We start from the raw sequence: 26,587 nt of genomic DNA, 5'->3' as shown, positions 1-26,587 counted from the left end.
ATTAATCTTCGGCCCCAGTGACGAGATCTTTAATCTTCTCGAACCAGGACTTTTGATGCGGGTGCACATCAACATGTTCAATTTCCGCAAGTTGCTCAATTAACTCACGATGTTCATCAGTTAAACGCTTAGGGACAACCACTTTGATTTCGATGTGCATATCACCACGAGGACGTCCATTCGGATCCGGCATTCCTTTGCCCCGGAGCTTAAACATTTGCCCCGGCTGCGTTCCGGCAGGAATCACGAGCGTGTCCTGACCATCAATCAATGGCACTGTAATCCGAGCCCCCAATGCTGCCTGCGAGTAGGAGATCGGAATCTCACACAGCAGATGCGGACCTTCCCGGTGGAACAGGGGATGCTCATTCACACGAATTTCGATGTAAAGATCACCCCGCGGACCGCCATTGGGTCCAACTTCTCCTTCGCCTCTCAAACAGAGATGCTGACCGGTATCGATCCCCGCAGGAATCGTGACCGTGCGAGTCACGGTCTCCTCTTCCCGACCGGACCCGTAGCAGACTTTGCATTTGTGACGAACGACATTGCCGCGGCCGCGACAGGCAGGGCAAGTGGTCTGGAGCCGAAAGAATCCTTGCGACTGGACAACTTGTCCGTGTCCACCGCAATAGTCGCAAACTTCGGGATCGTATCCCGGTTCAGATCCGCTTCCCGAACAATGTTCACATGCGGTGCGACGAGTCACTTCGATCTCGCGTTCGACACCAGTCGCTGCGTCGATCAGATCGAGTACGATGGACGTCTTAAGATCTGAACCACGTTGCGGACCGCTGCGGCGCCCACCGCTGCGTCCTCCGAAGAGATCTCCGAACGCTTCGAAAATATCCGAAACGTCGTGAAACCCACCCGCACTCCGCGCCCCAGCACCTTGCACTCCGGCATGACCATACTGGTCATATCGTCGTCGCTTATCATCATCGCTGAGTATGTCGTAAGCCTCAGCAGCTTCCTTAAATCGCTCGGTCGCTTCGCTGTCGTCAGGGTTACGATCCGGGTGAAAACGGAGAGCAAGCTTCTTGTAGGCTTTCTTAATCTCTGTTGTCGAAGCTGTTCGAGTCACCTCGAGAACTTCGTAATAGTCACGTTTGGTAGACATACTTCTGATTGGTCTGATGGCTCACGAAGCGAGAGTTTTCGTCGACTGCATTCTCTCGAGCACAGCCGGAATGACAAGAAGAATTTGAAAGTGTTCTGAACGAAGTGCTTCCACACGACGAAGTCAGAAGACCCGATTATTCAGCCGCCTCTCACCCCTTCGTGGAACTTCTCCTCAAGGTCAATCACCGTGCCAGACGTCCGACAAGGCCTTCTACAAAAACGAGCCACCGGAGGCCCGGTGGCTCGCGTCGCTCTATGGAGCCAGTGAGATTCGCCGGACAAGACCTGAAGCGAAATCACACCAGCTTTAGTGGACAGCTCCCTCGACGAGAGAAGCTTTGTCGTCACCGTCTTCATTTCGAGTGACCAGAACCTGAGTGGTCAACATCAGTCCGGAAATGGAAGATGCGTATCGAAGGGCACTCTTCACCACTTTGGCAGGATCAATCACACCAGCTTTGTACATCTCGACGTACTTCCCAGTGGCAGCATTGTACCCCATGGTTGGTTCTTCGAGATTCTTGACTTCGTCAGCGATGACCGAACCATCAACTCCGCAGTTCGAAGCAATCTGGCGGATTGGGGCTTCCAGAGCGCGAGTGATAATCTCGACGCCGATCTTTTCGTCCCCTTTGGCTTTGACTTCTCTGACTGCGGAAATCGCACGCAACAATGCCACACCACCACCGGGAAGAATTCCTTCTTCAACGGCCGCACGTGTCGCATGCAATGCGTCTTCCATACGTGCTTTGGTTTGCTTCATTTCTGCTTCGGTTGCTGCACCGACAGAAATAATCGCCACTCCGCCAGTCATTTTCGCCAGGCGTTCCTGAAACTTCTCGCGATCGTAGTCGCTGTCGGTTTCTTCGATGTGACGCTTGATCTGGCCAACACGCTTTTGGATGTCGTCTTGTGATCCAGCTCCATCGATAATGGTGCAGGAATCTTTGTCGACTTCAATCTTCGCTGCGCGACCGAGTTGCTCAAGCTCAACGCTTTCGAGCTTCAATCCCAGATCTTCGGAGATCAGAGTTGCTCCGGTCAGAACAGCCATGTCGCCGAGCATTGCCTTACGGCGGTCACCGAATCCGGGAGCTTTCACTGCACAGACTGGCAAAATGCCTCGCAACCGGTTCACAACCAGGGCGGTCAACGCTTCTCCGTCAACATCTTCAGCCACGACGAGAAGAGGCTTGCCGGTCTGCGAAATCTTTTCCAAGAGAGGAATGAAATCACGCAGGTTGGAGATTTTCTTCTCGTGCAGAAGGATGTAGCAATCCTCGAGGATTGCTTTCATCTGCGATGCGTCAGTGACGAAGTAGGGAGAAATGTATCCCTTGTCGAATTGCATCCCTTCGGCCAGTTCGAGCGTTGTGCTGCTCGACTTGCCTTCTTCAACAGTAATCACACCATCGCGACCGACTTTTTCCATCGCGTCCGCAATCAGTTTCCCGATTTCGGTATCGTTGTTGGCGGAAATTGCACCGACGTGCTCAATTTCCTTTTTGTCGGTGACAGGGCGAGCCATTTCTTCGAGGAAGGAAATCGCAGCATTGACTGCTTTTTCGATTCCTTTACGAACCACGGTCGGGTTCGCTCCGAGAGAAATGCTTCGCAGCCCCTCGTTATAGATCGCACGCGCCAGAACCGTTGCCGTTGTCGTTCCGTCGCCAGCGTTGTCGCTGGTTTTGGTCGCAACTTCGTTGACCAGTTTGGCACCCATGTGCTCGTACGGGTCTTCCAGTTCGACTTCTTTCGAAACCGTCACGCCATCTTTTGTCACGACGGGATTTCCAAAGCTCTTGTCGATGATCACATTGCGACCAGTCGGCCCCATTGTGACGGCGACCGCGTCAGCGAGAGTGTTCACTCCACGCTGCAGCTTCAATCGAGCACGGTCTTCAAAAAGTAATTGCTTGGCCACCTAGAGACTCCTCGTTGAGGTCAGATGACATTAACTGTCACGAATGAATGAATAGAAATCGGTGAGACCAAGGAGACCTGATCCCGGTCTCACCGCATCGTTAAAACCTCAGGGAACTAGCCAACGATCTTGGCCAGAATATCCCCTTCACGAAGAATCTTGATCTCTTCGCCATCAACTTCGATTTCGGTTCCGCCGTATTTTCCGAAGAGAACTTCGTCGCCAACGACAACACCGACTGCAGAACGTTCGCCACTGTCGAGGAGTCGTCCTGGACCAACAGCCACGACTTTACCACGTTGTGGTTTCTCTTTTGCAGAATCTGGAAGAACAATTCCCCCAGCTGTCGTCTCTTCAGCGTCCAATGGTTTGACCACGACGCGATCATCAAGTGGGTTGAGCGTCATCTATGAAACTCCGTAATTCATTCTTGATGTTTGAAATAAAACCGGGCATCCCGGAACGTAAATGATTTAAGAACAAGACAAACAAACGGTGAAGTCACTCAAGCACTTTCGAAGGCATGAACTGTTCATCCATCGTTTGTTTGAAAATGCCAAGCCTCCCAGCGTCACTGGTCGACGAGAGCGGATCTCTAAAAATGCTTTAGAAGCCGCCCATTCCGGGCATTCCACCCATCCCTGGCATTCCGCCGCCCATTCCAGGCATTCCTCCGCCCATGCCGCCCATTCCTCCCATGCCACCCATATCGTGGTGGTCATCGTGCGAATGGTCGTCCGACTCTTCGACAGGCTCATCAACCACAATCGAATCGGTCGTCATCAACAAAGCGGCCACGCTGGAGCCGTTCTGAAGAGCGGAACGAACGACTTTCGTTGGATCAACGACACCGAAGCTGAACATGTCGCCATATTTTTCGTTCAGAGCGTCGTAACCGAAGTTCGAATCCGAGTTCTTCGAAATGGTGTTCGCAACAACAGCTCCATCAAGACCGGCGTTTTCAGCGATCTTGCGGAGAGGCATGCTCAACACGTTCTGAATAATCTGAACGCCGAGTGCTTCGTCGCCTTTCGCTTTCACCTTTTTCAAAGCGTCAGCAGCACGCAGCAAAGCGACACCGCCCCCGGGGACGATCCCTTCCTCAATCGCAGCTCGCGTTGCAGCCAACGCGTCGTCGATCAGGTCTTTTCGCTCTTTCATTTCGGTTTCAGTCGCCGCACCCACATTCACTTGTGCGACACCACCAGCGAGTTTCGCCAGCCGTTCCTGAAGCTTTTCGCGATCGTAATCGCTGTCTGTGGTTTCGATTTCCGCTCGGATCTGAGCAGCTCGGCCTTCGACGTCTTTCTTCGCTCCACCACCCTGAATCACTGTGGTGTTGTCGGAAGAGACGCGAATTTTCTTTGCTGTTCCCAAGTCGTCGAGAGTGACAGACTCCAGCTTTTCGCCGAGATCTTTGAAGAACGCTTTTCCGCCGGTCAGGATCGCGAGATCCTGCATCATCGCTTTGCGTCGGTCTCCGTATCCGGGAGCTTTGACCGCACAGACAGAAACGATTCCGCGGAGCTTGTTGACAACCAGTGTCGCCAAGGCTTCGCCTTCAACATCTTCAGCAATAATCAGCAGAGGCTTGTTTGCTTTCGAAACTAGTTCCAGCACTGGAACTAGATCGCGGGCGTTGCTGATCTTTTCTTCGTGAATCAGGATGTAGCAGTTATCAAGAGCGACTTCCTGATCGTCTTCATCTGTGACGAAATGAGGAGAGAGAAAACCTCGCTCAAACTGCATTCCTTCGACGAGTTCAACACTCGTCTCCATACCACGACCTTCTTCGACAGTGATGACACCGTCTTTACCCACTTTCATCAGGGCATCAGCCAGGATTTTGCCGATTTCTTTGTCGTTGTTTCCAGCGATGGTCGCGACGGTTTCAATTGCCTTCTTGTCGGTTGCGTCGACAGGCTTGGCAATCTTCTGAAGGTGTTCGACAACCGCGTCGACAGCCTTCTGAATTCCTCGCTGCATCGCCACTGGTGCGGCACCTGAAGCGATGAATTTCAGGCCTTCGCGGTAAACCGCTTCAGCAATCACGGTCGCTGTGGTGGTTCCGTCTCCAGCAACATCGCCGGTTTTCGACGCTGCCTCTTTCACCAACTGAACACCACAGTTTTCGAACTTGTCTTCCAGTTCGATGTCTTCGGCGACGGTGACACCGTCTTTCGTCACCTTGGGGGACCCCCAACCTTTGTCCAGAACGGCGTTGCGTCCTCGGGGACCCAGTGTGCTCGCGACAGCGCGAGCTAACTTGGATACTCCTGCCAGCAATTGCTTGCGTGCGTCTTCGTCAAAGCTCAATAATTTGGCCACGGCTGCTCCTCATCCAGCTTGCAGATGCCAGTGTTGACCACAAATTCCACAGACAAGTCGTACGACTGCCTGTTTTGACACTCAAAATGTAGTTCCCCGCACTGAATGCAACCGCTGTGCCAAGCATTTCCAAATAGACACATCTCCAATAACCGCAAATAGTTACAAACCCCACACGCCAGTCTGCCAACTTGACAAACTGCCTTCCTGGCAGACGATTTGATGCCTCGACTCAGCCGGAATTGCAAGTGTTCGGACTTCGAGTGAAAACTGGACAGAACTTGTAAATCCGTTTCCTCGTCCACGTTCCATTTGTTCACAGACTGCTATGATCAACGCTGATTCATCATTCCACGCCGACCATTGACGAAGATTTCCACTGATGCAGATGACTCCGGAACTTGAAAACAGCCGTTTCATGAAGGCCGCACGCTGCGAGCCGACCGATTGCACTCCAGTATGGATTATGCGCCAAGCGGGACGATATCTTCCCGAGTACATGGCGGTTCGGTCGAAAACGACGTTCATCGACCTCTGTAAAACTCCGGAACTTGCGGCAGAGGTGACGCTGTCAGCCCAGGCGGCCCTCGGTGTCGATGCAGCCATCCTCTTCGCGGACCTCCTGCCAATCCTGCAGCCCATGGGATTCGACCTCGAATACGTCAAGGGAGAAGGCCCCGTCATTCATAATCCGATTGTCGATTCGACAGAAGTGGAACGAGTCCGCTCGGTTGAGGATGTTCAAGTGCTGGGATATGTCTTCGACTCAGTGAAGCTGATCCGCAAGCAGTTGCCGGCAAATATTCCACTGCTCGGTTTTGCGGGCGCCCCATTCACGCTTGCTTCGTACGCCATCGAAGGGGGAGGATCGAAGAACTACATCCGCACTAAAACGATCATGTACAACGACCCGGGCGCCTGGACTGCGTTAATGAATCGACTTGTCGATTCGCTGGCCGATTACCTCAACGCACAAATCGAAGCAGGTTGCCAGGCTGTTCAGGTCTTCGATAGCTGGGCTGGGTGCCTGAGCCCTTCCGATTACCGTCAATACGTTCTTCCACACACCCAGCGACTGATTGCCTCAGTCAATCCGGCCGTCCCTGTCATTAACTTTCTCACCGGAAACCCTGCGCTCGTACCCGATCAGGTTTCTGCCGGAGGACAGGTAATTGGCATCGACTGGCGAATCGATCTCGCATCCGCCCGCGAAATTGTCGGCCAGTCTCGGGCCATTCAAGGAAATCTGGACCCAGCTTCGCTCTACACAGAATTGCCGACCCTGAAACAGCGAGCGAAAGATGTCCTCGACGCCAACGCAGGACATCCCGGACACATCTTCAATCTGGGACACGGTGTCCACCCGGACATGAATCCCGACAACGTGAAAGCGCTCGTCAAAATGGTCCACGAACTCAGTGCCAGATAGGCACTGCATTCTATGCCCTGTGCTCAATAGCGTGGGAGTGAGTGATCAACTGAGAACAGGCCGGCTCGGAACTCATTTCGAGTCAGCCGCACTCGCGTGAACATCACCTGACGACGACATTTCCGCCGCCCGAAGCATCGCTGACTTTGACGACCTTTTGCGAGGCAGGTTCCGGCTTGACGATTGCGATTTGAAAGAGAATCGGCTCCAGCTTCGCCGGTGTCTCCCAGTCGAGTTCGACGGGATCAATGAAGATCGCCTTCGGAAATCTTTCTCGCACCTCCGCTGCATAGCTGCCACGAATCAACTTCGGCTGCCAGACAATGACACCGCCATTTTCCTTGAGGAATTGATCTGAAGCCCACGGGCTGATGGATGGATCGAGATTCGCAAAGACTGTGGCCCGTTGATCTCCCAACACCGCCACGTTGGCAGCATCCCACCATGGCCCACCAATCACCTTCGGAGCTTCTCCAACTTCTGCTTCGTAGGCGTCTCGAGCAACGGTCGCCAATGCCTTTCCGGGGAAGTGGACACGGGACCCATGATCACGAAAATGCGGGACAACAAGATTTCGCCCCAGCAGCGCGATGATGGCGATTCCGCCAGCTAAAACACAGCGTCGGCAGACTTTTTGAAACTCCACAAGTGATCCCTGAATCTGGACGGAACTCAACAGAGCCAAGCCCGTAAACGTCCAGATCTTTGCTCCCCACATCGACCGAACATCTCCTCCGGTCAACATAGTGACAGCCATCACAAGCAGGACCGGTCCGAGTCCGAACCACAATACAAAATCGCGCTGAAAGCTCGCCTTCTCCGAGAGATTCGTCCGTTTCTTCCACCACAATCCAGTCACCGGAATTGAGAGAATCAAGAGCGGAGCGATGGCCCAAATCTGCGAAAGGAGAAACTCGAGTGGTTCCAGGACATGCGAAATCAGCGTTGTTTCTCCGTCATCCGAGCGCCTGAGCAGGTAGTCGATCGTCGGGAAATCATTCTGAACAAGCCAGTAGAGATGGGGGGCAAAGCACAGGCCTGACGTTGCAAGCAGGACAAATGGCCCCGCAGTCTTCCATGCTTCGCGTCCTCGAGGATGCACGATTGAGAACGCAAGCATAATGATCGCAAATAAGGCTGTGTCGTATTTGCTGAGCATTCCGCAACCGATGGCAACCCCGGAGAGCGCCCAGTAGTGGAGCCGTTCTCGGGTCATCGCAAAGTACACAAGCGCAACCGCCGCCGCGCAGAACCCTCTCGATGTGACGTTGTTGTTGAACTCCGTCGTCGTGAAGTTGTAGTAGTAGCAGGATTCCAGCAGGAGTACGGCCAAAAGTGCGAATCGATTTCCCCCGATATCGCGACCAATCATGAACACCGCCCAGAAACAGGCAGCTGTCGAAATTTGTGCAAGTACAAACGTTGGCCAAACGGTATTTCCGCCCAACCACGAAGCAGATTCGGCGAGCCAGGCGGGAAGGGGAGGGTGTTTGTAGTAGCCGAGTTCCCACTCATGTCCCCAGTAAATCATCTCGATGGCATCGAGCGTCCCGTTGGGCTGCGTCAAACTGGGAACGACGATCCAGGCAAGACAGTGCCCGATCAAGAACAGCCAGAAAAACAATGCTGCCTGACGATCGGTCGGCCAAACCGCCGTGACCGCGGCATCCTGATTCGCGATCAGTTCAACTGGTTTCCTCATCCGTCGATATCTCTTTTCTCATCAGGCCACTGAGGTGACACAGCCAATTTTGCGGAGAATCGCGCATCAAGAGACAGCTGCTGATTCGTGTGCGATTTCCTGAAGCGATTCGTCGACATCATCTTGATGTCTGTCTTCGGCTTCGAACGGGATTTTTGGGATTCTAGCAGAATTGCAAAAATCTCCGGAAGACGAAGATTTCGGGATGAGATTGCAGAAGATTCGACGCCAATACGGGGATAAAACGGCGTTTCCAATGCGGTCGAATTGCCATCGTTCGTCTCCTTTACTGAGAATTCACAAACCCCGCTATTCTCTGTGGATCAGGATTGCTTTGAACCGCAATCGTCGACGCAATTTCTCGATGGAGAAAAACAATGCACGCAACCGCCATCTCGTTCGCCAATTTGATTGTGCTGACGCTTGGTTACTGGTTGTTGGAAGTTGCGATTCATCAGGAAGGGTTGACGAAGCTCCTCGACCGGTTCGGAGTGAAGACTCCGCGGCTGAAGACAGCCCTCGTGATTGCTCCATTGGCCGTTCTTTGCCCGTTTTGGTTGTGGACAGATGTGCCAGACTTTGAGCCCGTTCGATTCGTCGCGATTTTCATTTCTGCGTTTCTCACCTGGAAGGCGACGACAAGAGACATCGACCCGGTCTTCGGGGACACAAAGTCGCTGGAACGTTTCATCCTTGTGGCCTCTGTGATCGGATCGTGGTGGAGCCCCGCGTGTGTCTTGATCTCCGCGTTCCTGCTCACGACACCTTTCGCACTCTGGGAACATCACTCCACACTCCCGATGCGAGTGCTTCTCGCAGTTTCAGCATTTCTGGTGACAGCATCGAGTGCCTGGCTGTTTCCGACAGCGCTCTTTTCGGACTCTTCGATCCTGTGGTTCTTCATCCTGACAATTCAGATCTCCCACTACCTGATCACCGCCCTGGCCAAGATCTGGCTTGGGCCGAAATGGTATTCGTGGGCACTGGAGAATCGAATTCACCATCTCGCAGCCAGCGCCTACAGTTGGGGTTGGGGAAGGTTTCTTCCGTGGCGGCAGTGGAGTCGATTGATTGGCTTCCTCAAGGTCACAGAGAAGCCAATGCAAATCAGCGCCTTCGTCATCGAATTGCTCTCTCCTCTTGCGCTGCTGCATCCATTCTTCGGAATCGGGTTTTGCCTCGCCTGGAGTGCGTTCCATCTGGGAGTCTTCGCGGTCTCCGGGCTTCTTTTCTGGGACTGGATTCTGACAGATCTAGCAATCGCTGGGGCACTCTTCATGCTTCCGGAAGCAACCACTGCCCAGGTCTTCAGTCCGTTCAGTGTTTTCATCAGCCTGATTTTCATGGGCCTGTTTCCTCTTCGACACAAACTCTGGAAGCCGATGCCGCTTGGTTGGTGGGACACTCCTTTCACTCAGAGAATGCACTGGATCGCCGTCGGGGAAAGCGGAACCCGATACGGAATCTACAACAACTATATGTGTCCGAATGAGCGACTCTACGGGAAAGTCCACGCATGCTTTCTCGCGCCTGTCGCCGGCATGACCTACCACCTGGGTGAAGTTTGGAAACACGATCTTCGTGATGCGCTCCGCGAGGCAGGTCCGGATCTCGACAAGCTGAATGAAGTGCGTGAGCGGCATGGTGTGCTCCCCCGCAGCCCCGAGTTGGAATTGAATCACCTGAACTATCTGCGGAAGTTTTTCCACGCCGTCAATCAGGGAGAACGCAAGCGAGTCTTGCCACGCTGGCTGAGTTGGCTCAAAGCTCCCGGCGATCAGGTTTTCTATTGGGGTGAGCTACCCGCGTTCGCCGGGCAAGAGAAGGTCCGTCAGGTGTTGCTTCACTATCGAGAGGAATACTTCGACGGACATCAACTTTGCCGAATTCTGGACCAGAGCGTCGTCGAACTCGATATCGATTCGTCGGCGGAGTCGCTTGCCTGTCAACCGGAACCATCCCCAAAACAGATTGACGATCTGCTGCTCGGGCTGGCGAACGGAAAAATCATCGATCTTCCGGACTTCGGCGACGGATATGTTCATGGAAACGATGGACACTCTCACGCCAGTCACTCCGCGATCGAACAACCCCATCCACAGAATTCTTCAGCCTGAAGGTTGGTGTCAACGGGCGAAGAAAATTTTTCAGGAATCTGATTGCCGGACCGACTTTTTCTTGGTATCTCTTTCCGCTGCGAAACATGAAGGTTCGCAATTGATCTCCCAAAGCTGACGAGCAGGGAATGCACGCAACTCAGGGAGCCACGCAGGATCTCGACCTTCTCACCATCATTCCGAATCCTTCGGAGTGAATGAGACGAATGCGTCGATCGAACAACCATCAGTTGATCGAGAAGTCCTACGTGAGCAGATTCTGCATTCGCCCTTCGGGAAAGGAAACCCGCCCATGCTCGTGCTTTCCAGACGTGTTGACCTGGAGATCGTTTTTCCCAACACAGGTATTTCTTTAAAGCTTCTTCAGGTCCGCGGCCAAGTCATCAAAATTGGAATTCAGGCTCCGGACGATGTTCGCATCCTTCGGAAAGAAGTCTGCTCTGATGAGCAACTGATCGAACTCGCTGGAGGGACACTCACTGCGGTGAGTAAGCATCAGGTTCGCAACCGGCTCAATGCCGTGAATTTGGGAATTCATCTCTTTCAGAAACAAATCGAAGCAGGTTTGACACAAGCTGCGCAGGCGACCTTTCATCGACTGAAAACCGAGATCGCCAATCTCGATTCGATTTGTGGAGAATCAAAACCGGAATCGGCGGCAGTCCAATCGCCAGTCAATGGTCGAAAGCTGCTCGTCGTCGACGATGACGCCAACGAACGCGAAATGCTCTCCGCGATTCTGAGACTCTATGGGTTTCACGTGATCGACGCGGGTGACGGCCGCGAAGCACTAAAACAGATGCACGAACACTTAGACCTCGACGGAGTCCTGCTCGACATCCGGATGCCAAACTGCGACGGACTCGAAACATTGCACCACATCCGCGATGACAAGGAGCTCGCTCAACTCAAAGTGTACGCCATGACTGGAATCTCTGAGGACGAGAATGAAATCGCTCCTCGGTCCAACGGGTTCGACGGATGGTTCGCCAAGCCACTCGATCCTGATCGAGTGATCGCGACAGTCAAAGGGGGCTTCACACCAGGATCGCGGACTTCATCGGCTTAAACCATTCTTGAATTGGTCTTCGCGAATTCACATGCACAGACTCACCATTCATGGAAAGTGTGAGTTTCAGGAGAGTGTCGAGAAACCATAATGTAGGTCTCAGGCACACTCTTGAAATCACCTTGAGAATACTGGCACCCCCATCGAGACGGTTCGCGACTCAAGAAGTGCTTCAGAAGACCGCTTGCCGAGATGATGAATCGGCCGGCGGAGTGAATGACAGTTTGAGGTCAGAGAGCACTAGGCTCTTATTTCCATTTCCAGGGTTCTGTGGGAAGAATGATTTGTCCCTGAAGACAGCTTTTCAGACTGCCGACATGACAGTCACTGGGCAAGATGCGGGATCGCGGTTTCTTGATCAAATGCGCCGCTACAGCATCGCACTGTTCAGCACGCTGACAGCGACCTGGATTCGCATGGAGCTCGATCCGATTCTCGAATCGAAGGTTCCGTTCGGCCTCTTTTTCGTTTCGTCACTTCTGACTGCGTGGCTGGCAGGGACCGGGCCAGCCATTCTTGCAGCGGTTTTGAGTCTCTTGTCCGCAGCACACTTCATTATTCCACCCCATGACAGTTTGCTGTTGATTCATGCGTCGGATCTTGTTTCCCTCTGGATTTATCTGGGCGTCACAATCGCAGCGATCATGATTTTCAATCAGCTGTCGGTTCAACGAAGAATCTCAGAGAACAGCGCGAGAGAGAATGCGCGCCTGAACGACGGCCTGATGGAAGCAGACCGCAGAAAGGACGAGTTTCTTGCCATGCTTGCGCATGAGTTAAGAAATCCATTGACTCCAATTCAAACAGCTCTCGACATTTTGGAGGACGGTCCGAAATCGAGGCAGCAAGCTCATGCGCTGCAAACGATTCGCCGGCAACTCGGTCAAACGATTCGGCTCGTGAATGACCTTCTCGACGCATCGAGGTACGTTCACGGAAAACTTCGCGTGAAGTTGTCACCGATCAATCTCGTTGACGCGGTGGAAATGGCCATCGAAATGTCGAGTTCCGTCATCCAGGAACGCGGACATCAATTTCGTGCGAGCCTCCCAACAGACCCTGTCATCATCAACGGAGATCTCGCCCGGATGTCGCAGTCGATATCGAATTTGCTCCACAATGCAGCGAAGTTTACACCGGTCAAAGGTCACATCCGGCTGGCCGTTTCCAGTGAAAACGGCATCGCGTCCGTGTGTGTCGAAGACGATGGAATCGGAATCCCACAAGAGCTTGAAAGTGACATTTTCGAATTGTTTCGTCAGGTCAATTCATCGCGGTCTCGCCGCGAAGGAGGGCTCGGCATTGGGCTTTCGCTCGTGCGTCACATCATCGCAGCCCACCACGGAACAGTCGAAATGTTCAGCGATGGACTGGGGCAGGGGACACGCTTTGTTCTTCAGCTCCCATGTCTTGATCATAAAATCCCCGCGAAGCCTTCGACGACCACAGACCTCAACATGTCGAACCGATGTGATTCACCTGAATCCTCAAAGAATATTTTGAGTGAATCCGAATTCACGAGCTTACAGGAATCATCGGGACGAAAACCTTCGCAGAAGGTGCAACCGAGCGTTCAATCAAAAACGGCGTCCTCAAATCGTCGGATTCTCATCGTCGACGACAACGTTGATTCCGCCGAAATGTTGAAGCTGCTGTTGTCGATGGAAGGCTATGTGGTCATTACTGCAAACAATGGAATCGACGGAATTCAGCTTGCCGAACTCAACATTCCCGATGTCATTCTACTCGATATCGGGCTCCCCGGAATGGACGGATTTGAAGTGGCACGGATTCTCAGGAGACTGCCGGAAATGAACGATATTCGAATCATTGCCGTCAGCGGCTGGGACGGGAACGAGTATCGAGAGCTCTCGCGAGAAGTCGGAATCGATCACCATGTCGCGAAGCCTTTTCTTCCCAGTGATTTAATCAAACTGATTGAAGCTCCCAATTGCCGCGGAATCGGAAAAGCTGTAACTCTCAATGACTGAACTCGGTCGCCTCGCCTGCAGACTCTAATCCGGATGAACGCTTAATACTCACGGTGACTCGGTTTGGTCATCCCGGACTTTGGAAGAGTCATTCAAACTCTGATCGCCTGTTTCACTTGAGTGTTTCAAGACTGCTTCGCGATGAGCTTCGTCACCGCGTCTTCCGAATGTCCGCTTGTCGAGGTCGGAAACACTTTCGACACGTCCATACACAATTAATGTGTCGTTGGCGTGAACTTCAGTCGCTCCGTGGGGAGTCCCCACGAAGGTCCCGTCTTTCGCACGGCGAATCCCCAGCACAAGCACTCCTTCGTTGGGAAGCCGCAATTCGGCGAGCCTCTTTCCGGCCACCCAATCCTTCGGATTGACGAGCAGCTCACTCACAGCAAATCCGCCTTCGAGTTGAAGAATCGCCGCATAATTTCGACGCGGAAGATCACCCCATCTCCGGAGGATTTTGGAAATTAACCGGTTCAGATGTTTCTCGATAAAACGATTTCTTGCAATCAGCCAGAGAGCGATCAACCCGGACGCGAGGAAAATGATCCGCAGCCACCAATACTGCGATTCAGAGGTTTGCAGAAACGAAACCATGAGTGTCGCCACGACCGCACCGATCCCGAGGTTTCCCAGCAGCATCAAAAGCATGACGATGCGTCGACGGATCGGGTGATTGACAATCTCTTCCGATTCTCGTGCCGGGAATCCAACTCCCGTGAACGCAGAACGCGCCTGAAATCGGGCAACTTCTTTCGAAAGTCCCGTGAGCATCAAAGCCATCGCCGCGACACGCGTCACCAGAAGTGACAACGTTAAAACGATGAGGAGTGACGAAATCGCAGCCAATAGCACCTCTCTTAAAAACAAGTTTCAACACAGCACGCTTCGAAACGACACGCGATCACGAAAGGCGTGTACGAAGTGACTTTGAAGATCATTATTGATCGTTCGCGATGCTCATCTTATGCATCGTCAACATGGTCCGAGTGAAGGGCAATTCGGTTTCCCTCGGTGTCGAGAATGATAGCTCGCAATCCATGTGGACCAATCGAATGGACCTCTTCAATCACTTCGCCTCCGTAGTTGTTCACACACTCAATCGCGTCATTGATTCGTCCGTGAACATTGAGATAAATCAGCACTCCCTTCGTCGCTGTGATTTCCTCGCTTCGAATCACAAGACAACCACCGTTGCCGTCTTCGTGTTCGATCACACCAAATCGAGTGCCATTAAATTCTTCGATGTCCACTCCGACTGCAAGAACATGACGATAAAACTCGGCCGCCCGATCGAGGTCTTCGACAGGCAGATCAAACCAGACAGCGCGGTTCTTTTCACGGTTCATGTTGCCCATTGACGTCTCCAAAATAGAATCAAAAAAGGCTCGTCATTCCCCGTGGCGAACCGTCAAACCATCTTTTCAAATGGTAACGTCCGCGACACCGATCATCGAATGATTGATCAGTCTGAGGCTGTATTTCATGCAATCTTCCCGAACGCATTCAGGAAGTCACACAACCCTGAACCCGATGAGAATCATTTATCGGGCAAAACGATTTTCGGGCAAAACCTATTCCTGGCAATCTTAAACATCTCCCCGGCTCGGGCGCAGAGCAACCGTGAAAGCGGTTGAGAGACATCAATTCTGTTTGATCCAGGTGAGATCGCTCCAGTAACCGGTATCGTTCTTCTGCGGGACCCCGGGAGTTGAACGTCCGTTCTCGACGATCTCCGTGATGGCGGACGTCAAGCGACTCGCGATTTCCGGATGTTCTGCGAGAAGGTCGTGTTGCTCACCCGGATCTTCACGGATGTTGTAGAGCTCACTTTTCTGCTTTCGATGTGGGAGGATCAACTTCCAGTTTCCGTCTCTGATGGCGAATCCTCCTCCAGAAGAGTGATGAATCATGGGCACTCGAGTGTGCTGAGAATCCTCACTGAGAAGCACTGGCAAGAAGCTTTGGCTGTCTTCTCCGGCTCCATCTGGCAGAGGAACATCCAGAAGTTCGGCCATTGTAGCCAGAAGATCGGTCTGACAGATCGTCGCGCCCGTGAGTCTCCCGGGGAGAATGCGATTCGGCCATCGCATCACAAACGGGACTCGATGTCCTCCTTCGTAGATGGAGCGTTTTCCCTCGCGAAACGGACCGTTACTTGCATGACCGTATTGTTTCAGTCTTTGTTTCCATGTCGTTTCCGGACCATTGTCGCTGGTAACGATCACAATGGTGTTCTCTGCAAGTTGCAACTCATCGAGAACATCCAACAGTCGGCCGATATGCCAGTCCGTCTCGATCATGAAGTCTCCGTACTCACCCGCTTCACTTTTGCCCTGGAATTGCGGCAACGTAATGACCGGCTTGTGAGGGGAAGTGAAAGGAAGATAGAGAAAGAACGGAGATGGCTGTTGATCTTCGTGCGCAGACTTTCGAATTTCTTCAATCGCTCGATCAGTAAACCGCGTCAGGCAATCATGGTCAATAAAGTCGGGGGCCACCTCCATCAGATCCGGAGCGGGAGAGGTTTCGTATGGAGGCATGATTCGATAGTCGGAGATTGCTCGTTGATTGGGCTTCTTCTTCGTGAACTGCGTAGGAGGCACACTTGCATATCGTCCATCAAGCCAGGCAAGGACTCCATAGTTCATCGATGCTGGAATCCCGAAGAACGTATCAAACCCTTTGTCGAGCGGCATATCACGGACCGGTTGACTCCAATCGCGTGAGTCAGGATTTTTCCGAGTCGGCGCATCACCAGGGAAATCCATCCCCAGATGCCACTTGCCGACCATAATCGTTCGATATCCCTGATTCGAAAACAACGATGCCAGCGTCATGCGATCATCCGCAATCAGACCTTCTCGTTCGGCTCCGAAGACACCGCTTTTGAGAGAAGTCCGCCAGCTGTATCTGCCTGTGAGCAATCCATAACGAGAAGGAGTGCAGACGGTGTCGGAACAATGCGCGTCGGTAAAGAGGATTCCTTCGCGAGCCAGTCGATCGAGGCTTGGAGTCTGAAACCGGCTGTCCGGGTTCAAAGAACTCATGTCGCCGTAACCCTGATCGTCGGTATAGATCAAGACGACATTCGGTTGATCCGCTCCTCGACAGACGGAATGCCCACTCATTGCAAAGAGCAAGACCAATGCCCCCATCGCCGTAAGCGTGACGTTTCGATTCCCTGAGTACATCAATTTCGCTCCAGATAGTCTTGATAGAAATGTTCGATGTCGATGGTTCGTTCAGCGGGAACAGCGTAGACAAACACAGCATACCGCAGGCGGAATTCTTCTCCCGGCTGCACAGTGATCCGACTCCGTTCGCCCTGTTTCATTGCTTCTCGACCAAAGAGATTTGCGGTCATCAAGCCGTAGTCACGAGCATGCATGCAGCTGCTTCGGAAGTTCTCGCGATGACAGAAAATGGCGACGCCGACTTTGTCCTGTTCAATCGCACGACTCAAATCGCACCACTCGGCAGGTTGACCCCAGATCACTTTTGCAGACTCCGCCCCGCCTGAGCTCTTCATACTTCCACCGGCGTTCTCCGCGAGTTCCGTCGCTGCGCGGACTCCTAAACCCATCTCTTCCTGATCTCCAAAGAAGAACTCTTGATCGCTGGTGAACACGGAATCGAATTCAAACACGAAGGCATTTTTGAGGACAATAACTTGCAACGAAAACTCTTCCTCGCAGAGTCGTTTTCCGTCTTTCGAAAGATAGCGTTTTCGTTCCCGCAGAGTTCGAGGCTCCCCGTCATCCTGCGCGTCTGACAGAAATTCGACATGCTGAATCGTGGCCCGGTTTCTCCAGAAGTCCGAGCCACTCAAATCGCCGAAAGCCAACCAGATTCCCGGATGCATCGTCGCATGATCAGTGGCATCGAGATCCGGTTTTGGAGGATGACGACGTGTCACCTGAAACTGATTGGGCGCCGCGACATCGCAGAGATACGGACGCGGAATCTCCGCATCGGAAAAGACATATCTTGCGATGACATTCTTTCCGTCACGAATGACGACATCGTGATCTCGAAATTCAAACGTCGCTGCCGAATCCTGCCCATCTGCCGGGGACGAGAAAACAATCACCCCCAACCCCAGCAGAAGGACTTTCTTTAAGCAACCGCGACGCTTTGTGCGATTCCAACCGGGCCGATCAATCAAGAGACGCCCTTTGATTGAGCTTTTCGACGTAGGCATAGTAAGCGCCATAGACGGTTCCATCAGGAGCTTCGAGCAATGCCGACATCTGAGTTGGACCAGCAGGAATCTGCACTTCGAACACAACTTCCTCGGCGTCTGGATCGACAGATTTCTCTTCGACCAGATCTCCGATTTTCAATGTCGCACGCACTGGATTGATCGGCTTTCCGGGCGTCGTTCGGAAGGCTTTCGTCCCAGGAACAGGATCACCCGGAGGAAGTTCGGCATTCAGCGCAGCCTGAGTCTCTTCGGGCCATCGTCGTAGACGAATTCGGTAGAGGCCATCTTCAAGGACGTTCACATTCCAGAAACCTGTATTCGCATCCCCGTTTAATGCACTGCGAATGTGACCTTGATTCCATGGAGTCGAACCGGTCGTGATCCAGTCATGCGATGTTAACCGAGCTGGATTATCGCGTGCATCTCCCAGATGAATCGCTGCATTCTGTTTGAAGGAAGGAAGCAGATCGGCCCACCACTCTTCGTAGAAATCCCGGAGGCGTTCGACCACTTCCGGATGACCGGAGGCGATGTCCGACTCTTGTCCGGGATCTTGCTGAATGTCGTATAGTTCTTTCCCGTTGATCAATCGCCACTGCGAGGTCATCACCGAGCTTTGTCTCCACTTGATGGGATCATTGACTCGTTGAGAATCGGTCACAAGGATTCGATCAGGCCAATCGCTGTCCTCACCTTTGAGGAGTGAAACAATACTTTGTCCGTCAAACTTCACTGATTTCGGGGGAGTCAAACCACACAGTTCGAGGAGTGTCGGAATGACATCCACATGCGCGGTGATCGGTGTGACATCCCGGCCGCCTGTCAGATCGCCTTCTGGCCAGTAGATAAAGAATGGAACACGATGCCCGCCGTCGTAAGGGCTTCCCTTACCCGCTCGCATTCCCGAGTTATGAAGCTTCCATCCCGATGACGATCCGTTATCCGTCGTGAAGATGAAGATCGTATTTTCCGTCAAGTTTTTCTCATCAAGAAACGATCTCAAACGCTCAACGTTGTAATCGATATTGGCAATCATTCCGAAGAAGTTCTCGAGGCCAAAATTATTGAGACCGGCATAGGGAGCGCTGAATTCTTCTGGAGAATGCATGGGGCCGTGTGGTGCGTTGGTCGCGATATAGGCCAGAAACGGGCGTCCCGCGGAGCTTTCCTCGTCAATAAAATCCATGGCTGCTTCGAAGAAGACGTCCGTGCAGAATCCTTCCGCCGGTTCAACTTCTCCGTTGTGCCAGTAGCTTCCGTCGAAATAGGCGTTGTCCCAGTAGTCAGGAGTCTGCCCGACACCCCCTCCACCGTGACGCAAAACCTCAGTATAGCCGCGATCTTCAGGGCGATAGGGGGCATTGTCTCCCAAGTGCCACTTCCCAAACATTCCGGTTGCGTACCCATTGTCTTTGAAGATCTGCCCCATAGTCACTTCATTTTCACGAAGCATCGACCGTCCCATAATCGTATGCCAAACCCCTGTGCGATTCGTCCAGTGTCCCGTGACCAGGGCTGCGCGTGTCGGCGAGCACGTTGGCGAAACGTGATAGTCCGTCAGCCGAACACTTTCTTCGAAGAGAGCATCAATCGCGGGAGTCTTAAGGACGGGATTTCCATGACAGGAGAGATCTCCGTACCCTTGGTCATCAGTAATCACCAAAACAACATTGGGCTGACCTTCAGCAACGACGCTTTGCGCCGAACAATTCGCCAGAACAATGAGAAGACAACACAATCCGTGACCTCGCATCGCGAACGCTCACTTTCTTTTGGAGAAACTGTTTCCTCGGGAGTATTTTGGGGAGTTTTTGCGGTCGCATCGACACAACGTCCTAACCCCATCTGAAACAACCTGTGCATCAACATATCTTGATCCACCCCGATCTTCCAGCATCTCAACCGATCCAAAATGTCAATCATGCCATTCCGATTTTGACTGATCGATCACGACAATACTTGACGCTGACACCCTCAAAGCGACAGGATATGTAACGGTCCGAGATTCATTGCCCGCACGAGTCTACTGATCTCCCACCACCACGGACTTCCTTTCTTACCATTGAGGACAATCTCACCATGTTGAACCCACGTACCTCACGTCGGACATTCATCCAGGCCACAACGGCTGGCGCCGCTGCCATCGCCAGTTCTGTCTGGACTGGAGCAAAAGCACAGGAATCGAGTTCCCCCAACGAAAAACTCAACATCGCCTGCATCGGAACAGCCAACCGTGCAGCGAATGATATTCAGGGAGTCCAAGGCGAAAACATTGTGGCCCTCGTCGATGTTGACGAGAACTACCTGAAGCGAAAGCTTGGCGAGTTTCCAAACGCCCGCACGTATCACGACTATCGTGAAATGCTCGATCAGGAAAAGGGCAAGATCGACGCAGTTGTCATCGGGACAACGGACCACCATCATGCCCCGGCAACGATCCGGGCGATTCGACAGGGGCTTCACGTCTACTGCGAAAAACCGCTGACGCACACAGTTCAGGAAGCCCGCATCATCGCCGAAGCAGCCAAAGAGCACGGCGTTGTCACGCAAATGGGAACGCAGATTCACGCAGGCGACAACTATCGACGCGTCGTCGAGATCATTCAATCGGGAGCGATTGGAGACGTGACCGACGTTCACGTTTGGGTCGGCAAAGGCTGGGGCGGAGGTGAACGACCAGAGAATGGAACCGAACCACCGGCTCACCTTCACTGGGATCTGTGGCTTGGCCCAGCACCTGAACGACCATATGCCGCTGGCCGCTACCATCCCGCACAGTGGCGACGCTGGTGGGATTTCGGTCAAGGGACGCTCGGCGACATGGGATGCCATTACATGGACCTCCCATTCTGGGCTCTCAAGCTACGTCATCCAACAAGCTGTGTTGCTCATGGTCCGAAAGTCCACGAGGAAACATGCCCACTCGGCTTGAGCGTGGAATACGAATTCCCAGCCCGGGAAGATCTCGCTGCGTGCAAATTGATCTGGTACGACGGAGATCAAACTCCTCGCGAAGTGGCTGGCGAACGAGTTCCGGGAAGCGGAGTGATGTTTGTCGGCAGCGAAGGGAAAATGTTCGCTGATTACAACAACTACAGACTGTTCCCGAAAGAAAAATTCGCTGACTTCCAACCTCCGACTCCGTGGATCGAATCTTCCATCGGCCAACACGCAGAATGGATCAAAGCTTGCAAAGATGGAACTCAACCACTTTGCAACTTTGACTATGCCGGAGCACTCACGGAAACGGTTCTTCTCGGCAACGTGGCTTATCGAACTGGTCAGAAGCTCGAATGGGACGCTGCAAAGCTGAAAGCAACCAACACCGATGCAGCCGATCAGTACATTTCCAAGCAGTACCGAGAAGGCTGGGAAGTCGCCTAAAGCATTGGCAAGATTTCGCTGCACCCGTCTGAGCTTGTTTCTCACGACGAGTGTTGCTCCAAACAGAAAAATCGCCGTCGATCAGACTCGTTATCGACGGCGATTTTTTCATGTTCGATTCAAATCCAACTCGTTTGAACAATCGAGACAAACTTGCTCGCGAATTGTCTCAGATCTTCTTGTTGGACATTCATTCAGAAACTGAACGCTATTGTCCCTCGATGTACTTGAGTTGAATCGAAACATCCGGCAGCTTCTTTTGAAGCTCGTCGACACCAGCTTCCGTTACGGCAGTTCGCGTCACCTTCAAATCTTTGAGAGCTTTCAACGCCGCCAACTCCTGAATTCCCTCATCGGTGACCGAAGTCGACCCCAAGTGCAAAAACTCAAGGTCAGACATCTCCTTCAAACTCGGAATCCCGGCGTCCGTCACCTGTGTGTTGTCGAGGTTGAGCCATTTCATTTTGGTCAGCCCGGCAAGGTGAGCGGCTCCTGCGTCAGTCATCGCGACACGCCACAGATTGAGTCGCTGAAGATCATTCATGTTCGCCAACGCTGAAAGATCGTTGTCAAACATCGAGCTGCTTTCACTCAGATCGAGATCGGTCAACGGCAGTTCCTGAATGTGTGTCAGCCCCGCGCCTGTCACTTGCGACAATTTCGAAATCCGCAACTTTTTAAGGTTCGGAAACTGCTGCACCTGCTTGAGATCTTCATCCCCGACGAGTGTCCCGGCGAGATACAATTCTTCGAGGTTTTCGAGGCTGTTCAGCTTCGCAAGTCCGTCGCCGCTGACCCACAGAAAATCAAGCAGCAAGGCTTTCAGGTTCGTCAATTGTCCGACCGATTCCATTCCATCATCGTCGACTGTCGTGGCTCCTGATTTTCCGGAAAGCCGGAGCGCTCGCAGATTTTTCAGCCCGACGAGGTGAGCGAGTCCGTCGTTGCTGATCGGACAGTCACGCAAGTCGAGATTTCTCAACGTCTCAATTTTCCCGAGTGTTTCAAGACCCGCATCCGTGATTTCGGTTTCGTTCAACAAGACCGACTGCAAACCACTCAGCTTCGTCAGAATCAGAAGATACTCGTCATTGACCTTCTTGCCGCGATAGTCAACTTCGGTCACGACACCGTCGCTGTTCACCTTCACGTTGGCTGCAGCACGCCGAATCGCCTGAACCATATTCTCGTCATCTGCTCCCTCAGCGGGAGGAGGGGCTTGGGACTCGCTCGGCGGCGGATTCTCAACGGCTGGTTCGACGACCGGCTTTGCGGTCGTGTCTTCTGGTGGGTTTTCCTCAACGCATCCAGAAACGAAACTCCATGCTCCGCACGCGATCAACAAAAGGAATGTTTTTCTCATCAGTTTCAGTTCTCATTCAAAAATAGCTGTTGTTCTGTGAACGATTGAATGTCTATCCCAGATTGGGAATTGACCATCCCTTACGGTATTCGCGATGAAGAAATTGCGTCGCGCCGGGGTTTCCTTCACAGATCAACTTTTCGGTGTTCCAGTGAATTTTGCTTTGCGAACGATAAGCAACGTTTCCGAGCAACACCGTTTCCGTCAACGGTCCGGAATACTCGAACGGGCAGGATGTCTTTCCGATTCCCGCGACGGCATTCGTCCACTCCTGATAGTGATTGTGATCACTCATTTCCGGCCACTCGTAGTCGGCGAATTTTGCCTTGGGGAAGATCTCCGGCATCTCAGGAAATCCAACAAAAAGATTCCCTTCTGATCCACGATAAAGAACACCGTTCTTCGAGCCAGCCCAGTCTTGCGGGGCGTCAAACAATTTTCGGTCCGGTTGTCGTCCAGCTTCATACCAGTGAACGAGAACCTCGTCTGTGGTGTGACTCGTTCCGGGGAACGTGTATTGAACTTCGCACCAGAGCGGACCACTTTCTGGGCTGGGCTCTGGCCCCTCTGCTGTCACAGATTTCGGAGCCCCCAGTTCCAGTCCGTGGATAACGGGATCGAGAAGATGGCAACCCATGTCACCCAGCGCGCCGGTTCCAAAGTCCCACCAGCCTCGCCAATGGAATGGATGATAAAGCGGAGCGACATAAGGCCGCTCGGGAGCAACTCCAAGCCACAAATCCCAAGCGACGGTCTTTGGAACCGGGTCGTGATGTTCAGGTCGTGTCAGCCCCTGTTTCCAGAATGTTCCGGGTCGGTCCGTCCAGACGTGAACCTCGTGTACCTTCCCAACGACACCTTTCCGAAGGGCATCAACGGCCAGCTTCAATCGAGCGGTCGCATGATGCTGGATTCCCATTTGTGTCACGACACCGGCCTCACGAGCGGCTTCGGTTAACGTTCGTGATTCTTTGACCGAATGAGTCAGAGGTTTTTGAGCATAAACATGCTTACCCGCTTGAATCGCAGTGAGTGTGACGGGGGCGTGCATGTGATCGGGCGTTGAAATGGTCACAGCATCGATGCCGGGCATTTCGAGGAGTTTGCGCCAGTCCGCGAACTTTTTGGCTTTCGGAAATTGCTCGCCCGCTTTCAGCAATCGACCTTCGTCGATGTCACAGATTGCAACAATTTCGTTTCCTTTCGAACACTCCATCATGTCGGACCAGCCTTTGCCGCCGACGCCGACACAGGCGATCTTGACAGGGTCGTGAGTTGTTTGAGCCTTTGCGATGAGAGGTCCAAGGAGTGCTGTGGCTGCGGCGCTATGAAGGAAGGTTCGTCGATCGAGAAATGGTGAAGTCATGAATTCTCCTGATGTCATTTCTGGTGAGGGCAACATCATAGAACAAGTTGCCCGCGTCTGTGCACTCGCTGGAAGCGATTGACTCACCATTTTGCGTTGTTTGTTCAACAACGGTGACGCATCAAGATATGTTCCTGAAACTATTCATTCACGCTTTGCAACTCATAGTGCTGATGTGGACGCTTCGAACGAACCACCTCCAGCCACGGAAGTTTTTGCCATTCCGAGAAGAGCGCATTGGCTGCTGCTGGATCGACAGGGCCATCGTGAACATGGAGGAGATAGCGCAACTTCAATGGTCGATCTCTCGTTGTTTCCAGCGGACCAGAGAAACAGGCAGACGCTCCCATCCATCCGTCTTCGCGAACATGCCACTTTGTCGGATGTGATGGATTCTCAGGATGATCGAAGTACGTAATCCCGGAGATGGCCTTCGTCTGATTGCCAGCTTCGTCGTAGTTTGCCAATGAACCCGAATAGTCCATCCAGATGTTTTCCTGACCAAAGAGATTGGGTTCACCAGTCGCACCGGAAGCACCAGTCAGTACTCCGTCTCCGAAATGGACCGAAATCGACTTCGCCACACGGACTGCTAGAAAGCCGAAGTTGGTCTTCTGGAACTCAATCATCTCGCTCTCAGGGAGGAAAGTGGACTGAAGATCGAGCGTGTAGCTGGAGTCCGGAAGAGAACGAATTTGCACGATCAGTTCTTGATGCAGCAGGGGAGAGGGATCATGTCCATCAGCCCATTCCAGGCGAACCGCCATTCGGGCGACTCCTTCGCCATCGTCGTAGACAAACCATTCTTTCTGGCGAACCTGCGGGAGTCCGTTCGCCCAGAAGTCAATTCCAAGAACACGATGATGCGCAAACCAGACCGACTGATGGTGATCATGATTCGGGGCGCCGGGATGTCCCATGCGCGTCAGTGATTGCCCGCTCGAAGAATTGATTGGAAAGAAAAACGGCCGCAGGTACTGCGATCCAAAATACCAGCGAGTCTTTTCGACTCCATTGATCCGGAAACTGACCTGATCATTCGGAAGAGGAATGATTTCGCAATAGGGAAGTCCGCTCATCAGCACGTCTCATCTCATTGTGGGTCGAATCATCCAGTGCTCCCCTCAACCACAGACTCACTCTCGTTCATCGGCTTCACGTCAAACGCAAACAAACATCTCGAAGAGCAAAAGTCAAAAGAGCGGACCAGTTACGCGGGGAGCAGCCTCGACCTTTATTCGATTCAAGACTGCGTCGAAAAACAACCATTCGCCCAAGTGTTGCAGACTCGCAATCCAAAATTGTTGAATTCTCTGAACACGCGATTCAAATACTGAACAACGAAATGCCCGCTAAACAATTGATGGGTTCACTCCGCGTTGAGATTCTGAGAAAGCAAGGGGGAAATCTTCCTATTACTCCTATTTTCTCAAACTGACGATTGCACTCGGTAATACCGGCCGGATACGTTGATATTCACGAATTGGCAATGTGGCCAGACGGTTTGTTGAAGTCCAGATTTGTGAATTGAGAGAGAAATCATGAATTGCTTACTTAAGAGGCTAAGTTTTTTTCTTCCCATATTCAGTTGCGCCCTTCTAATTCCAACAATGGTCTCCGCAGACCTGATCGACAATGACGTCCCTGCCGGAACAGTTGGACATTTCGAAGTCGACGTCGATCCAGGCGGCCAGTCCGAAGTCGCGAACATTACGGCCAATGGAGCCGTTAGCGGAACAACGACGACGAACGTCATGTTCGAAATGATCAACTACGTCCAGACCGGTGCTGGCGTGTCAGCCCTAAGTGGAACGGGCAGCATCACGACTGACGACACCTATGTCAGTAGTGGTTCCTTCGTCGGTTCAAACGGCAATACGGTTTTCTGGCGTTCAACAGCTTCGATCGCTGACGGTGATTCGAATATGCGGAATGAAATCACCTTCACCACAAACAGCAACGAAACGCTTGGTGACCTTCGATTCATCAACTATCTAGATCAAGATGTTTTCGGTATTATCGACATCTTGTTCACTCGCGGTTCAGTTGCCGGTGGAGATCTCGAACTTTTCACCGTTGACCAGACGGAAGAATTTGGAATCAGTCAGAGCGGAGCGTATTCAGACTCTCAAGGTCTTGTAAATTCAACTTTCGAAGGTTGGGCAGCTGATGAGTGGTCGGATCTGCGAACTGACATCACAGCGGGAACAGCTGCATTCAGCCTGACTGGAGAAGTCGACATGACCTCTCTTCCAGCATTCGTCGATCCAACATTCGGCCCAGCTTTCGGTCCTGAAGACATCACCACAGCTCTCTCCTGGGTCATCGATCCTAACGCGAACTCTGCGACGGTCATCACCTACCTCGGCGGAGTGCCAGACGTGATCGACATTCCTCCCACCAATCCAGTTCCTGAACCAACCTCCATGGCGCTGCTGGCAATGGGGCTGACTGGACTTGGCTTCGCTTCTCGCCGACGCAAAAACGCTGCCTGATAAGGGCCAAATTTCACTGCTTGCAAAGACAAACCCGGCAAGATGACAACTGTCATTTCGCCGGGTTTGCTTCATTTTGGTGATATTAGCCGT

General features: G+C 52.6%; 19 protein-coding genes. 6 read left to right on the top strand and 13 right to left on the bottom strand.

What is annotated here, in order from left to right; translation table 11 throughout:
- Nucleotide 1 precedes the first annotated feature (1 nt).
- From dnaJ to groL (KOR42_RS05745), 4 genes are all read right to left on the bottom strand, one after another.
- Nucleotides 2-1,120, bottom strand: coding sequence for a molecular chaperone DnaJ (gene dnaJ, locus KOR42_RS05760; protein ID WP_197440898.1), 1,119 nt, complete (start codon nucleotides 1,118-1,120; stop codon nucleotides 2-4).
- Nucleotides 1,121-1,429: 309 nt separating this feature from the next.
- Complete coding sequence (groL, locus tag KOR42_RS05755; RefSeq protein WP_146507833.1) at nucleotides 1,430-3,046, bottom strand: chaperonin GroEL; 1,617 nt, start codon at nucleotides 3,044-3,046, stop codon at nucleotides 1,430-1,432.
- A gap of 116 nt (nucleotides 3,047-3,162) precedes the next feature.
- Nucleotides 3,163-3,453, bottom strand: a complete 291-nt coding sequence (gene groES / locus KOR42_RS05750) for a co-chaperone GroES (protein ID WP_146507831.1) — start codon at nucleotides 3,451-3,453, stop codon at nucleotides 3,163-3,165.
- 199 nt (nucleotides 3,454-3,652) lie between these two features.
- Nucleotides 3,653-5,374, bottom strand: coding sequence for a chaperonin GroEL (gene groL / locus KOR42_RS05745; protein WP_146507829.1), 1,722 nt, complete (start codon nucleotides 5,372-5,374; stop codon nucleotides 3,653-3,655).
- A 382-nt stretch (nucleotides 5,375-5,756) separates the two neighbouring features.
- Here groL (KOR42_RS05745) and hemE point away from each other — a divergent pair, with 382 nt between their 5' ends.
- Nucleotides 5,757-6,803 carry a uroporphyrinogen decarboxylase gene (hemE, locus tag KOR42_RS05740; RefSeq protein ID WP_231740683.1) on the top strand — a complete coding sequence of 349 codons (1,047 nt, stop codon included), beginning with the start codon at nucleotides 5,757-5,759 and terminating at the stop codon, nucleotides 6,801-6,803.
- Between the two features lie 103 nt (nucleotides 6,804-6,906).
- On the opposite strand, the gene KOR42_RS05735 is transcribed toward hemE, so the two are convergent.
- Entirely contained in the window at nucleotides 6,907-8,505 is a 1,599-nt protein-coding gene (locus KOR42_RS05735) for a glycosyltransferase family 39 protein (protein ID WP_146507827.1), read from the bottom strand.
- A 377-nt stretch (nucleotides 8,506-8,882) separates the two neighbouring features.
- On the opposite strand from KOR42_RS05735, the gene KOR42_RS05730 reads away from it, so the two are divergent.
- From KOR42_RS05730 to KOR42_RS05720, 3 genes are all read left to right on the top strand, one after another.
- Nucleotides 8,883-10,622 carry a hypothetical protein gene (locus KOR42_RS05730; protein WP_146507825.1) on the top strand — a complete coding sequence of 580 codons (1,740 nt, stop codon included), beginning with the start codon at nucleotides 8,883-8,885 and terminating at the stop codon, nucleotides 10,620-10,622.
- A 292-nt stretch (nucleotides 10,623-10,914) separates the two neighbouring features.
- Nucleotides 10,915-11,691, top strand: coding sequence for a response regulator (locus KOR42_RS05725; RefSeq protein WP_146507823.1), 777 nt, complete (start codon nucleotides 10,915-10,917; stop codon nucleotides 11,689-11,691).
- Nucleotides 11,692-12,008: 317 nt separating this feature from the next.
- Nucleotides 12,009-13,682, top strand: a complete 1,674-nt coding sequence (locus KOR42_RS05720; protein WP_197440897.1) for an ATP-binding response regulator — start codon at nucleotides 12,009-12,011, stop codon at nucleotides 13,680-13,682.
- A gap of 48 nt (nucleotides 13,683-13,730) precedes the next feature.
- Here KOR42_RS05720 and KOR42_RS05715 read toward each other — a convergent pair whose 3' ends face one another.
- The 5 genes from KOR42_RS05715 to KOR42_RS05695 all read right to left on the bottom strand — a co-directional run bounded on the left by KOR42_RS05715 (nucleotide 13,731) and on the right by KOR42_RS05695 (nucleotide 19,639).
- Entirely contained in the window at nucleotides 13,731-14,528 is a 798-nt protein-coding gene (locus tag KOR42_RS05715) for a TrkA C-terminal domain-containing protein (RefSeq protein ID WP_146507819.1), read from the bottom strand.
- Nucleotides 14,529-14,644: 116 nt separating this feature from the next.
- On the bottom strand, nucleotides 14,645-15,037 hold the full coding sequence (locus KOR42_RS05710; RefSeq protein ID WP_146507817.1) for a VOC family protein: 393 nt from the start codon (nucleotides 15,035-15,037) through the stop codon (nucleotides 14,645-14,647).
- A gap of 285 nt (nucleotides 15,038-15,322) precedes the next feature.
- A complete protein-coding gene (locus tag KOR42_RS05705; RefSeq protein ID WP_146507815.1) occupies nucleotides 15,323-16,873 on the bottom strand; it encodes a sulfatase family protein in 1,551 nt (516 codons plus the stop codon).
- Nucleotides 16,873-17,883, bottom strand: coding sequence for a DUF6807 family protein (locus KOR42_RS05700; RefSeq protein ID WP_197440896.1), 1,011 nt, complete (start codon nucleotides 17,881-17,883; stop codon nucleotides 16,873-16,875). Before KOR42_RS05700 ends, KOR42_RS05705 begins: the two co-directional genes overlap by 1 nt.
- Complete coding sequence (locus KOR42_RS05695; protein WP_146507811.1) at nucleotides 17,840-19,639, bottom strand: arylsulfatase; 1,800 nt, start codon at nucleotides 19,637-19,639, stop codon at nucleotides 17,840-17,842. Before KOR42_RS05695 ends, KOR42_RS05700 begins: the two co-directional genes overlap by 44 nt.
- 326 nt (nucleotides 19,640-19,965) lie before the next feature.
- Between KOR42_RS05695 and KOR42_RS05690 the strand changes: the two genes are divergently transcribed.
- The gene (locus tag KOR42_RS05690) at nucleotides 19,966-21,270 is read left to right on the top strand and encodes a Gfo/Idh/MocA family protein (protein WP_146507809.1); all 1,305 of its coding nucleotides are present in this window, start codon (nucleotides 19,966-19,968) and stop codon (nucleotides 21,268-21,270) included.
- Nucleotides 21,271-21,478: 208 nt separating this feature from the next.
- Here KOR42_RS05690 and KOR42_RS05685 read toward each other — a convergent pair whose 3' ends face one another.
- From KOR42_RS05685 to KOR42_RS05675, 3 genes are all read right to left on the bottom strand, one after another.
- Complete coding sequence (locus KOR42_RS05685; protein ID WP_146507807.1) at nucleotides 21,479-22,633, bottom strand: leucine-rich repeat domain-containing protein; 1,155 nt, start codon at nucleotides 22,631-22,633, stop codon at nucleotides 21,479-21,481.
- A gap of 52 nt (nucleotides 22,634-22,685) precedes the next feature.
- On the bottom strand, nucleotides 22,686-23,999 hold the full coding sequence (locus tag KOR42_RS05680) for a Gfo/Idh/MocA family protein (protein WP_197440895.1): 1,314 nt from the start codon (nucleotides 23,997-23,999) through the stop codon (nucleotides 22,686-22,688).
- A 140-nt stretch (nucleotides 24,000-24,139) separates the two neighbouring features.
- Nucleotides 24,140-25,078 carry a DUF6807 domain-containing protein gene (locus tag KOR42_RS05675; RefSeq protein ID WP_146507803.1) on the bottom strand — a complete coding sequence of 313 codons (939 nt, stop codon included), beginning with the start codon at nucleotides 25,076-25,078 and terminating at the stop codon, nucleotides 24,140-24,142.
- 531 nt (nucleotides 25,079-25,609) lie between these two features.
- On the opposite strand from KOR42_RS05675, the gene KOR42_RS05670 reads away from it, so the two are divergent.
- The gene (locus KOR42_RS05670; protein ID WP_197440894.1) at nucleotides 25,610-26,494 is read left to right on the top strand and encodes a PEP-CTERM sorting domain-containing protein; all 885 of its coding nucleotides are present in this window, start codon (nucleotides 25,610-25,612) and stop codon (nucleotides 26,492-26,494) included.
- Nucleotides 26,495-26,587 lie beyond the last annotated feature (93 nt).

Source organism: Thalassoglobus neptunius (genome assembly GCF_007859735.1).
Classification (GTDB): domain Bacteria; phylum Planctomycetota; class Planctomycetia; order Planctomycetales; family Planctomycetaceae; genus Thalassoglobus; species Thalassoglobus neptunius.
The sequence above is the reverse complement of the archived record's forward strand: the minus strand, read 5'-3'. Positions and strand labels throughout refer to the sequence as shown.

What these genes read in the sequence shown, in the direction of transcription:
- dnaJ (WP_197440898.1), bottom strand. Translation starts at nt 1,120, where the DNA reads ATGTCTACCAAACGTGACTATTACGAAGTTCTCGAGGTGACTCGAACA.
- groES (WP_146507831.1), bottom strand. Translation starts at nt 3,453, where the DNA reads ATGACGCTCAACCCACTTGATGATCGCGTCGTGGTCAAACCATTGGAC.
- hemE (WP_231740683.1), top strand. Translation starts at nt 5,757, where the DNA reads ATGCAGATGACTCCGGAACTTGAAAACAGCCGTTTCATGAAGGCCGCA.
- KOR42_RS05735 (WP_146507827.1), bottom strand. Translation starts at nt 8,505, where the DNA reads ATGAGGAAACCAGTTGAACTGATCGCGAATCAGGATGCCGCGGTCACG.
- KOR42_RS05730 (WP_146507825.1), top strand. Translation starts at nt 8,883, where the DNA reads ATGCACGCAACCGCCATCTCGTTCGCCAATTTGATTGTGCTGACGCTT.
- KOR42_RS05725 (WP_146507823.1), top strand. Translation starts at nt 10,915, where the DNA reads ATGCTCGTGCTTTCCAGACGTGTTGACCTGGAGATCGTTTTTCCCAAC.
- KOR42_RS05720 (WP_197440897.1), top strand. Translation starts at nt 12,009, where the DNA reads ATGACAGTCACTGGGCAAGATGCGGGATCGCGGTTTCTTGATCAAATG.
- KOR42_RS05710 (WP_146507817.1), bottom strand. Translation starts at nt 15,037, where the DNA reads ATGGGCAACATGAACCGTGAAAAGAACCGCGCTGTCTGGTTTGATCTG.
- KOR42_RS05705 (WP_146507815.1), bottom strand. Translation starts at nt 16,873, where the DNA reads ATGTACTCAGGGAATCGAAACGTCACGCTTACGGCGATGGGGGCATTG.
- KOR42_RS05700 (WP_197440896.1), bottom strand. Translation starts at nt 17,883, where the DNA reads ATGCCTACGTCGAAAAGCTCAATCAAAGGGCGTCTCTTGATTGATCGG.
- KOR42_RS05695 (WP_146507811.1), bottom strand. Translation starts at nt 19,639, where the DNA reads ATGCGAGGTCACGGATTGTGTTGTCTTCTCATTGTTCTGGCGAATTGT.
- KOR42_RS05690 (WP_146507809.1), top strand. Translation starts at nt 19,966, where the DNA reads ATGTTGAACCCACGTACCTCACGTCGGACATTCATCCAGGCCACAACG.
- KOR42_RS05685 (WP_146507807.1), bottom strand. Translation starts at nt 22,633, where the DNA reads ATGAGAAAAACATTCCTTTTGTTGATCGCGTGCGGAGCATGGAGTTTC.
- KOR42_RS05680 (WP_197440895.1), bottom strand. Translation starts at nt 23,999, where the DNA reads ATGACTTCACCATTTCTCGATCGACGAACCTTCCTTCATAGCGCCGCA.
- KOR42_RS05675 (WP_146507803.1), bottom strand. Translation starts at nt 25,078, where the DNA reads ATGAGCGGACTTCCCTATTGCGAAATCATTCCTCTTCCGAATGATCAG.
- KOR42_RS05670 (WP_197440894.1), top strand. Translation starts at nt 25,610, where the DNA reads ATGGTCTCCGCAGACCTGATCGACAATGACGTCCCTGCCGGAACAGTT.